We start from the raw sequence: 10,782 nt of genomic DNA, 5'->3' as shown, positions 1-10,782 counted from the left end.
ATCCCGGAAATTTAGGGTTTTTTGCCGTTTATGCGGATGGTCACGAACATCGAACGGTCGCCGCGCAAAATACGCAAGGCAACGACACGCCCTGAAGCAAACTGTTTCAACAGGTCCACAAATTGCTGCAAACTCTTCACGTCCTGGTTGTTCACCGCCAAAATGATATCGCCGCTGATCACGCCCGCCATTGCCGCGGCGCCTTCAGCGCTCTCCACCAGCAGGCCGTTGCCGATTTGCAGTTCTTTCTTCTGCGCATCGTTGAGTTCGCTCAGGCTTAGCCCGAGCTTGCCGGGCGTTTTCCCGAGTTTTCCGGAACGACTCACGCTTTTCTCACCCGGCAACTCGCCCACGATCAGCGCGACATCCTTGCTTGCCCCTTTGCGCCAGACCTGCAGCAGCACGCGTTTTCCCGGTTTGACCGCTGCGACGAGCCTGGGAAGTTCGCCGGAATTCTCGACGACCTTGCCATCCAGCTTGAGCACCACGTCGCTCGCCGCGAGCCCTGCCTTGTCCGCCGGACCGCCTTTTTCCACGCTGACTATCAGCGCACCCATAGGCCGGCTCATCCCGAACGATTCCGCCAGTTCCCTGGTCACTTCCTGGATCGCCACACCCAGCCATCCGCGGTTGACCTTGCCGCTGGCGCGCAACTGGTCGCTGATGTCCATCGCCACGTCGATGGGGATGGCAAAGGACACGCCCATGTATCCACCGGTACGACTCAGTATTTGGGAGTTGATGCCGACCACCTCGCCTTTCATGTTGAATAGCGGGCCACCTGAATTACCGGGGTTGATCGCCACATCGGTCTGGATGAAAGGCACATAATTTTCCTGCGGCAGCGAGCGGCCCTTGGCGCTGACGATTCCGGCCGTGATGCTGTTGTCGAAGCCGAAAGGCGAACCGATTGCAGCAACCCATTCGCCCACCTTGAGCTGTTCCGGCTTGCCGATCGTTACCACGGGCAAGTTGTTCGCCTCGATCTTGATCAAGGCCACGTCGGTTCTCAGGTCGCTGCCGATGACCTTGGCGGTGAACTCGCGCTTGTCGGTAAGGCGCACTGTCACTTCATCCGCCGCATCCACCACATGGGCATTGGTCAGGATGTAACCGTCCTGACTGATGATGAAGCCCGAGCCCAGGGAGCGCGTCTGCAATTCGCGCTGCCCATGCGGCCCTCTGCCTGGCTGCATGAAGCGCCGGAAGAAATCGAACATCGGGTCGTCTTCGGACAGATTCGGCATCTGGTGAAAAATATTCGCATTGCGCATGGTCTGCGTGGTACTGACATTCACCACCGCAGTGCCGCATTTTGCTGCCAGTTCGGTAAAGTCCGGCAAATCCCTGGCGTAGGAAGTCGCAGTCAGGGAAACAAAAAGTGCAAACAAGGCGAATAAGCGATTCATCGTTCACGACCTCCTGCAAATTTGACCACGTTTTGAGGAAAAACCCGCCGCAGGATGACAGGCTGGAACTGCCTGTTCTCTCCCGCACTGGCGCTGATCCATTTCAAGGCTACAAAACCCAGAACCAGCCCGACGAGCACGCCGCCAATGGCGTAGGCATCCTTTAAATGCGCCGGCGCCAGCCACCCTCCCAATATGGCGCCCGCCATCAGGAATGCCAGGGGAACCAGGTACACCAGCACAGAACTCTTGAGCAGGGCCGCTTCTTCCATGCCGATCACCACGCGCTCTCCCAGCGCAGCGCCAATCGGGTTGAGTACCTTGAAAGAGGAAGATTTGCTGCCCAGAAGCTGGCTCAGGGTGGACGTGCCGCAGCCTTCCTTGCTGCTGCAGCTGCCACAGGCCGGGACGCGTGAAGTTTCCACAAACACGCCCTCCTGCCCGATTTTCACGATCACGCCTTCTGCTTCCAACATGTGAAACCCCGCCGCTTTATTGCCCTGGTCTATTTTGCGACAAATGACACCGAATTGCCGATTTGCGTCACGGTGGCGGCCGGCACTTCGCCCAGTACCGTTACCTGATATTCGCCTACGGCCTTGGTATAAACGTTGATGGCGCCCTGGCTGGAAAGTCCGGATACTGGTTTCAGTATGCCGGCGAGCGGCTCGATGAACACGGATACCGCTGCCAGTTGATCGGAAAAAACCAGATGATTGGTGGGGAATTTCTTGCCGGGAAAGGAACGTTTCAAGGCCATGATTTTCTTGAACCCCGCAGGCGGCGATTTGATCAGCCAGCCGGGGTCGACCTCTGTTTGCGTGTTTTGTATGCTTACCTGTGGCTTTGCCGCATATTTCGATTTCAGCTGTTCAGGATCGATAGTGCCGCCGATGCTGGCCTGGGTGAAGAAAAACTGGTCCACGACTTCGTTTTTCTCATTCAGGGTGCTGGCCTTGAGCAACAGCCCGCTGGCGCTGTCGGCGCACAGGCGGTGTCCGTAACGGTAAACATCGCGCGGTTCCAGCATGACGTTCTGACAATCGTATCCGGCCACGCGCTCCACGCTGCCCAGTTTGATCGTGTAGTTTTCAGCGATGCCCGCCAGCTGTACGGGCAAAAGGGCCGGAAAACTCTTGTGCGACTTGCGCTTTTCCACGACCACAGCCTTACTTTCCGGCATGTAGCAGATTACTTCATCGTTGTTGCGCACGATCTCGCGCGGCGGACCATCCAGCACTTCGAGCTTTTCATGCTCGCCGCTCGCATCCGAAACATGCAAGATGCGGGAAGTTTCCATGTAACCGTCGTGACGATAGACGAAAGTGCCGCTGTAATTGATAAGGTGAGCAGCAGACGCCATCTTCTGCAGCCAGGCCGTACCGTCTCCGCCGGCCTTCTCCGCCAGGGCTACCCCTGGCAAAAATATCAGCATCAGCAATACATGACGCAACTTTCTCATCGGGCGGCGACCTCACGGGTTTCGGAAACCGTGCGGATATAAGGGGCTACACCCTCCATGGCTACGCTGGGCGAGTATTCCTGATGCGCGAGCAGGTAAGGATTGACATCGGCGCTCGCAAGTTCGACCTGCTGCGCTTTCGCCATGGCCAGGTCTGCGGGTGGAGCATGCACAGCACCCGTCTGCAAAACCGCCCACACCACCAACCCCACCGCCGTCACGGAAGCAGCGGCGGACAAGGCTATGGTGCGTGTGTTGTGCCTGGACGTGCGATGCGGCGCGAGCACGGTCGGCTCACCAGCCAGACGCTCACTGAAGCGCCCCATAAAATCGTCGGAAACTACTGAAGTGTCGCGTAAAACATCGCCGATCAGATGGTAGGCCTGCCACTCACGTTGCGCTTCGGAATCCTGCAATGCGGCGAAGAAACGCTGCGCTTCCGCATCGTCCAACTCGCCATCCATCAGCTGTGAAATTTTCTCGTTAGTCCTTACCATCTCTTGTCTCCTTGCGTGTCCAGCAGTGGTCGCAGCTTTTCCGAAATCGCATCGCGTGCACGAAAAATACGCGATCGCACCGTACCAATTGGGCAATTCATGACCTGTGCAATATCTTCGTAACTCAAACCCTCGATCTCGCGCAGGGTAATCGCGGTTCTTAACTCTTCTGGCAATGCGTCCACCGCGGAGTTCACAGTTTCAGCAATTTGTTTACTCATCATTGCATTCTCGGGCGTATTGATATCGCGCAACTCGTCGCCGCCCTCGAAGCCTTCGGCTTCTTCATTGTCGTACACAGTCACGGTCGGCGCGCGCCGCCCTTGCGCCACCAGGTAATTCTTGGCGGTATTGATGCCGATGCGATACAGCCATGTATAGAACGCACTCTCGCCCCGGAACGAAGGCAAGGCGCGGTAAGCCTTGATAAAGGCCTCCTGCGACACATCCTCGACCTCCGCGGCGTCGCGAATAAAGCGCGACAACAGCCGCGCCAGCTTGCGCTGATACTTGGCCACCAGCAACTCGAAGGCGTGCTTGTCACCGCGTTGCGCACGCTCGACCAGTTGCTGGTCAATTTCCCGGTCACCCATATGGGTTTCGCTCCCTGATGCTATTTATTTTTAGTATAGCGCTTTCGCTGCATTATGCCGGATAGACACAATCCATCAAACGCCTCAACCAAAGACAGCAGTTATATGTAATTAGTTCACGCAACCTTGGGTGGGATTGCGCGTAGGCAATAGGCTGCATGGTATGATTTTCCCGCTTTCATTTTGTACAGGACCGGGTGTGAAACAATTCGACGTGGTTATTATCGGCAGCGGACTAGCTGGCATGACGCTCGCCCTGCAACTGGCCGCGCACAAGAAAATCGGCCTGATCACCAAAAAGGCCCTGCTCGATGGCGCCAGCAACTGGGCGCAGGGCGGGATCGCCGCCGTGCTGGGTGATGATGACTCAATCCAGTCGCATGTGCAGGACACCCTGGTCGCCGGAGCCGGATTGTGCAGCGAAAGCATGACGCGTTTCGTCGTGGAGCACGGCAAACCGGCGATCGAATGGCTGCTCGAGCAAGGCGTACAGTTCAGCCATGACGAACTGCATGCCGAGGAACTCCACCTCACGCGCGAAGGCGGCCATAGCCACCGCCGCATCGTGCACGCCGCCGACGCCACCGGCGCTGCGGTGCAGCTGACCCTGTCGGCACAGATCAAGACGCACCCCAACATCACCCTGCTGGAAGAGCACATCGCCATCGACCTCATCACCGGGAAAAAGCTGGGCCTCAAGGAACCGGCGCTGGCCAATCGCTGCTTCGGGCTGTACGCCCTCGACAACAGCTCCGGGAAAGTGGTCACCCTTTCCGCCCAGCATGTCGCGCTGGCTACGGGCGGCGCGGGCAAGGTTTATCTCTACACCACCAACCCCGACGTCGCGGCCGGGGACGGCGTGGCCATGGGCTGGCGCGCCGGTTGCCGGGTGGCCAACATGGAATTCATCCAGTTTCATCCCACCTGCCTGTACCACCCCCACGCCAAGTCCTTCCTTATCACCGAAGCGGTGCGCGGCGAAGGCGGCTTGCTCAAGCTGCCCGACGGCACGCGCTTCATGCCCGCTCACGATAGCCGCGCCGAACTGGCGCCGCGCGACGTGGTCGCCAGGGCCATCGACTTCGAAATGAAAAAGCGCGGCCTGGATTGCGTCTATCTCGACATTTCGCACAAGCCGGAAGCCTTTCTCAAGGAGCACTTTCCCAATATTTATGCGCGCTGCCTGGAGCTGGGCATCGACATCACGAAGGACCCCATCCCCGTGGTTCCCGCCGCGCATTACACCTGCGGCGGCATCATGACCGATCAGCGCGGCCGCACCGACATCCACAATCTTTACGCCATAGGCGAAGTCGCCCATACCGGGCTGCATGGCGCCAACCGGCTGGCAAGCAATTCGCTGCTGGAATGCATCGTGTTCGCCCAGGCTGCCGCACGGGATATCCTGCAGCAGCCGGACGGCCCGCTGCAGCCCCTGGCGGAATGGGACGAAAGCCGCGTCACCGACGCCGACGAGGAAATCATCATTTCCCACAACTGGGACGAATTGCGCCGTTTCATGTGGGATTACGTCGGCATCGTGCGCACCAGCAAGCGCCTGCAGCGCGCCCTGAAACGCATCAAGCTGCTGCAGGAAGAGATCGACGAGTATTACAGCAATTTCCGCGTCAGCAACGACCTGATCGAGCTGCGCAACCTGGTGCAGACCGCCGAACTGATCGTGCATAGCGCCATGCTGCGGCACGAAAGCCGCGGCCTGCACTTCAGCCGCGATTACCCGGAACAGCTGCCCGCTGCGGAAAACACCGTGCTGGTGCCGGACTAGGGCGTTACTCGACGCTGTAAGGCAACGACAGCAGCTTCAGCACCGGCCCATCCGGGGTTTTCCAGTGTACGGCTCCGGATTCCAGGCTGGCGTTAAGTATCACGGCCAGCATATCAAACCCGCCCTCAGGCGCAGGCTGTGTATTCACAACCATGCCGCCGGATTGCTCAGATGGTCCTTGGCCAAACAAGACATCACCAGGCTGAGGCGAGACATCGGACTGAAGGTGCGCGCGGTACATGCGACGCTTCACCTTGCCCAGGTACTGCGAACGCGCCACGATTTCCTGGCCGGGATAACACCCCTTGGTGAAGCTCACGCCACCGATCAGCTCCAGGTTGGCCATTTGCGGCACGAACTGTTCCTGAGTGCCGGCCGTGACGGTGGGAATGCCGGCCTGGATATCGAGCCATTCCCAGCGCCCGCTACCTGCCGGCGTGCAATGCTTGCTCAACGCCTGCCACGCGCCGGGTGCATCCTCTGTAGGCAGCACCAGCTCGAAACGCTGGCCCGACAGACGAATCACGTTCGCCGGACCTACTTGGGCCACTGTGTAGTCTTCTTCCGGCACTGCGCCGCCCAACTCGGCCACAGCTGCGGCAGCCCCCGGGCCGGCGATGCCGAGACGCACCGTTACCGCACTGGCATCGCTCACCTTGACCTTGGAGCGCAGCACGTACATGCTCAGGCGCTTTTGAATCGCCTCGCGCAATGAAGCGGGGAGCTGCATCTGGAAGCCATCGGCGTTGCGCCACAGCAGGAACGTCGCCAGCATGCGCCCCTTGGGCGTGCAATAACTGCCGAACTGGGCATGGTTTTGCAGCGCCTGGCGCACGTCGCAGCTCAACTGCCCCTGCAGGAATGTCTCGCTGTCATCGCCGGAGAACTGGATCACGCTAAAATGAGAAAGGTCGGTGAGAATAGTGCCGCTGCTGGCTGCCGCGATTTCCTGCTGCGGGTTACCGAAATGAACAAGCTGCCCGTTGTCGAAATGCGCACCGGCAACGCGCAAGAAATCCTGCCAGGTTAAATTCATGTTATTTATTTCCGAGAAATTTAGTCGTGATTGATTAGCGGCTAAAATAAGGCCCTTTAGCCTTTTTTACAAGCCCTGGAAACCATGCTCGATCTGCAACTCCGTCCTTCGCGTACCCTTGGCATGCTGCTGGCAGCGGCACACGCCGTTTCGCTGCTGCTGATCTGGGTCATGCCGTTGATATTGCCCCTGCAGCTTGCGGCCAGCCTGCTGTTGGCGGCAAGCTTCCTGTTTCACCTGCGGCGCGATGGCCGGCTCGCCGCGCCGGACTCCATTACCCGCCTGCGTTTCAGCCCGGATTGCCAATGCGCTTACCAGACCCGCGACGGGGCGTGGCACGAGGCAAAACTGCTCGGCTCCAGCCTGGCCTCGCCGTGGCTCAGCGTCCTCAATTTCAAGCCGGACGGCCGCAGGATGCCGCGCCATGCCGTGATTTTTCCCGATTCGGCCGATGCCGAGGGACGGAGAAAACTGCGGGTTTTGCTGCGCTGGAAATACGCCGACCCGGCAAAGCGGTAATGCGCTTGCTGGTATAATTGCCCGTTTTTAACCCCTCATCGCGATGTTACTTCACCAGCCTCTTCCCGCTCCCGGGCAACGCATCCGCTACACCGGCCTGCACGGTTCCAGCGACGCCCTGGCTTTGGCCCAACTGGCGACCCAAGCCCGCCCGCTGGTGATCCTGACCGAGACCGCCTGGCAAGCCCAGCGGCTGCGTGATGAGCTGCCGTTTTTTGCCCCGCAGCTCGCGGTGCATCTGCTGCCGGACTGGGAAACACTGCCTTACGACCAGTTCTCCCCGCACCAGGACCTGGTTTCCGAACGCCTCGCGACGCTCTACCAGATCACCCACAATGCCTGCGACGTGGTCATCGTGCCGGTCACCACTGCGCTCTACCGCCTGCCGCCACGCGAGTTCCTGGCCGCTCACACTTTTTTCCTCAACCAGGGCACGAAGCTCGACCTCGACGCCCTGCGCCAGCAACTCACCCTGGCGGGCTACACCCATGTCACCCAGGTGCTCACGCCGGGCGAGTACTCGGTGCGGGGCGGGCTGGTGGACCTGTTCCCCATGGGCAGCGCGGTGCCTTACCGGCTCGACCTGTTCGATCAGGAAATCGAGTCCATCCGTACCTTCGATGTGGACACCCAGCGCAGCATCTACCCGGTCAAGGAAGTGCGCCTCCTGCCGGCGCGCGAATTCCCCCTGGATGAAGCCGGCATCAGCCTGTTCCGCCAGAACTTCCGCGAAAAATTCGAGGGCGATCCGTCTAAAAGCCAGCTCTACAAGGACGTCAGCAACGGCCTCGCCCCCTTGGGCATCGAGTATTACCTGCCACTGTTTTTCGACCACACCGCGACGCTGCTCGACTACCTGCCGGAGAATGCCCTGCTTTGCCTGCACCACGACCTCGAAGGCGCGGCAGAACAGTTCTGGCTCGACACCCGCTCGCGTTTCCGCCTGCTGAGCGGCGACCGCAACCGTCCGCTGCTGCCGCCGGAAGAACTGTTTCTCTCGGTGGACACTTTCTTCGGCGCCATCCGCCCGTTCCCGCGCGTCGAAATCAGGAGTGACGCGGATCAGCCTGCCCTGACGCTGCCCGTGCCGCCGGTCCAGGTGGATCGCCGCGCCGAAAGCCCGGTGCAAAAACTGCGCGGCTTCGTGGAAAGCTTCAACGGCCGCATCCTGCTCGTGGCCGAAAGCCTGGGACGGAGCGAAACCATGGCCCAGTACCTGGCCGAGCATGGCCTGAAACCTGCCATGTGCGAAAACTTTGCTCAATTCGAATCCAGCACGGAGCGTTTCATGCTGGGCGCGGGGGGCCTGTCCACCGGCTTTCTCCTCACCGCCGACGCCTCACACCTTACCCCTCACCCCTCACTCGCATTAATCACCGAAACCGAGCTCTACGCCACCCAGGTACGCCAGTCGCGACTGCGCGAGTCGACGCGCAAGAGCAACGTCGAGAACATGCTGCGCGACCTTTCCGAGCTCAAGGTCGGCGACCCGGTGGTGCACGAGCAGCACGGCATCGGGCGCTACCTCGGCCTGGTCAACCTGGACCTTGGCGAAGGGGAAACCGAGTTTCTCCACCTGGAGTATGCCGGCAGCGACAAGCTCTACGTGCCGGTGTCCAACCTCCACGTCATCAGCCGCTACAGCGGCGCGGCGCCCGATTCGGCACCGCTGCACAGGCTCGGCAGCGGACAATGGGAAAAAGCGAAGAAGAAGGCGCAGCAGCAGGCGCGCGATACCGCAGCCGAACTGCTCAATCTTTATGCCCAGCGCGCCGCGCGCCAGGGCTATACCTTCAAGCTCAACCCGCGCGATTACGAGGCCTTCGCCGCCAGTTTCGACTTCGAGGAAACCCCCGACCAGGCCGCCGCGATCCAGGCGGTGATCGAGGACATGACCTCGGGTCGCCCCATGGACCGGCTGGTGTGCGGCGACGTCGGCTTCGGCAAGACCGAAGTCGCCTTGCGCGCGGCTTTCGTCGCGGTCGCCGACGGCAAGCAGGTGGCGATCCTGGTGCCCACCACGCTGCTCGCGGAACAGCATTTCAACAACTTTTCCGACCGTTTCGCCGACTGGCCGGTGAAGATCGCGGAACTGTCGCGCTTCCGCTCCGCCAAGGAACAGACCGAGGCACTCAAGGGACTGGCTGCGGGCAATATCGACATCGTCATCGGCACCCACAAGCTGATCCAGAAGGACGTGAAATTCAACAACCTCGGCCTGGTGATCGTGGACGAGGAACACCGCTTCGGGGTGCGCCAGAAGGAGCAGCTCAAGGCCTTGCGCGCCGAGGTGGACGTGCTGACGCTCACCGCCACACCCATTCCGCGCACCCTGTCGATGTCGCTGGAAGGCCTGCGCGACTTTTCCGTCATCGCCACCGCGCCGCAAAAACGCCTGGCCATCAAGACCTTCGTCGCACCCCACAGCGACGGCGTGATCCGCGAGGCGGTGCTGCGCGAGCTGAAGCGCGGCGGCCAGGTGTATTTCCTGCACAACGAGGTGGAAACCATCCTCAACGTGCAGGAAAAACTCGCCAAGCTGCTGCCCGAGGCGCGCATCGGCGTGGCCCACGGCCAACTGCGCGAGCGCGAACTGGAACACATCATGCGCGACTTCTACCAGCAGCGCTTCAATGTACTGCTGTGCACCACCATCATCGAAACCGGCATCGACATCCCCACTGCCAACACCATCATCATGAACCGCGCCGACAAGTTCGGCCTGGCCCAGCTGCACCAGCTGCGCGGCCGTGTCGGGCGCTCGCACCACCAGGCTTACGCCTACCTGCTCACCCCCGGCGATGAAGCAGCGCTGACGCCGCAGGCGAAAAAACGCCTGGAAGCGATTCAGATGATGGAAGACCTGGGGGCGGGCTTTTACCTTTCGATGCACGACCTGGAAATCCGCGGCGCGGGCGAGATACTGGGAGAAGGCCAGAGCGGCGACATGCAGGAGATCGGTTTCAGCCTTTACGCCGACATGCTCAACCAGGCGGTGAAAGCGCTCAGGGACGGCAAGGAACCGGATCTCGCCCAGCCGCTGTGCGTCACCACGGAAATCAACCTGCACACCCCGGCGCTGCTGCCCAAGGAATATTGCGGCGACATCAACCAGCGCCTGACGCTGTACAAGCGGCTCGCCAACTGCGACAGCCAGGACGAGCTGGACGTTCTGCACGAGGAGTTGATCGACCGCTTCGGACTGCTGCCGCCGCCCGCCACGGCCTTGCTCGAAACGCACCACCTGCGCATTCTCGCCAAGCCGCTAGGCATTGTAAAAATCGACGCCAGCAGCGAAGCCATCGTGGCGCAATTCGTGCCCAACCCGCCGATCGACCCTGTTAAAATCATTCAGTTCATCCAGAAGCAACCCGGCTGCAAGCTGGCCGGACCCGATAAAATCAGGATTACCGCCCCGTTGCCGGATATCGAGCAGCGGGTTGGCGCCATCAAACAATTCTTCAAGCGACTGCAATAAGG

The 10,782-nt window shown here is 60.4% G+C and carries 9 protein-coding genes; 3 read left to right on the top strand and 6 right to left on the bottom strand.

Annotated features, from left to right (window positions below; all coding sequences use genetic code 11):
* Window positions 1-11 precede the first annotated feature (11 nt).
* The 5 genes from SKTS_RS09495 to rpoE are packed head-to-tail and all read right to left on the bottom strand — an operon-like array spanning window position 12 to window position 3,961.
* Window positions 12-1,409 (bottom strand): DegQ family serine endoprotease, encoded by a 1,398-nt coding sequence (locus tag SKTS_RS09495; RefSeq protein WP_173063804.1) that lies wholly within the window; start codon window positions 1,407-1,409, stop codon window positions 12-14.
* Complete coding sequence (locus SKTS_RS09490) at window positions 1,406-1,885, bottom strand: SoxR reducing system RseC family protein (RefSeq protein WP_173063801.1); 480 nt, start codon at window positions 1,883-1,885, stop codon at window positions 1,406-1,408. Before SKTS_RS09490 ends, SKTS_RS09495 begins: the two co-directional genes overlap by 4 nt.
* 29 nt (window positions 1,886-1,914) lie before the next feature.
* On the bottom strand, window positions 1,915-2,871 hold the full coding sequence (locus SKTS_RS09485; RefSeq protein WP_173063798.1) for a MucB/RseB C-terminal domain-containing protein: 957 nt from the start codon (window positions 2,869-2,871) through the stop codon (window positions 1,915-1,917).
* A complete protein-coding gene (locus SKTS_RS09480; RefSeq protein WP_173063795.1) occupies window positions 2,868-3,368 on the bottom strand; it encodes a sigma-E factor negative regulatory protein in 501 nt (166 codons plus the stop codon). Before SKTS_RS09480 ends, SKTS_RS09485 begins: the two co-directional genes overlap by 4 nt.
* The gene (rpoE, locus tag SKTS_RS09475) at window positions 3,362-3,961 is read right to left on the bottom strand and encodes an RNA polymerase sigma factor RpoE (protein ID WP_173063792.1); all 600 of its coding nucleotides are present in this window, start codon (window positions 3,959-3,961) and stop codon (window positions 3,362-3,364) included. The genes SKTS_RS09480 and rpoE overlap by 7 nt, the downstream gene beginning before the upstream one ends.
* A gap of 199 nt (window positions 3,962-4,160) precedes the next feature.
* Between rpoE and nadB the strand changes: the two genes are divergently transcribed.
* Complete coding sequence (nadB, locus tag SKTS_RS09470; protein WP_244617300.1) at window positions 4,161-5,747, top strand: L-aspartate oxidase; 1,587 nt, start codon at window positions 4,161-4,163, stop codon at window positions 5,745-5,747.
* A gap of 4 nt (window positions 5,748-5,751) precedes the next feature.
* On the opposite strand, the gene ygfZ is transcribed toward nadB, so the two are convergent.
* On the bottom strand, window positions 5,752-6,693 hold the full coding sequence (gene ygfZ / locus SKTS_RS09465; protein ID WP_483316185.1) for a CAF17-like 4Fe-4S cluster assembly/insertion protein YgfZ: 942 nt from the start codon (window positions 6,691-6,693) through the stop codon (window positions 5,752-5,754).
* A gap of 174 nt (window positions 6,694-6,867) precedes the next feature.
* Here ygfZ and SKTS_RS09460 point away from each other — a divergent pair, with 174 nt between their 5' ends.
* Window positions 6,868-7,302: a protein YgfX gene (locus tag SKTS_RS09460; protein ID WP_173063784.1), complete on the top strand. Its 435-nt coding sequence runs from the start codon at window positions 6,868-6,870 to the stop codon at window positions 7,300-7,302.
* Window positions 7,303-7,345: 43 nt separating this feature from the next.
* Window positions 7,346-10,780, top strand: coding sequence for a transcription-repair coupling factor (gene mfd, locus SKTS_RS09455; RefSeq protein WP_173063781.1), 3,435 nt, complete (start codon window positions 7,346-7,348; stop codon window positions 10,778-10,780).
* The last annotated feature ends 2 nt before the right edge of the window (window positions 10,781-10,782 follow it).

The organism is Sulfurimicrobium lacus (assembly GCF_011764585.1).
GTDB lineage: Bacteria > Pseudomonadota > Gammaproteobacteria > Burkholderiales > Sulfuricellaceae > Sulfurimicrobium > Sulfurimicrobium lacus.
This window is presented reverse-complemented; position numbering and strand designations above follow the sequence as displayed.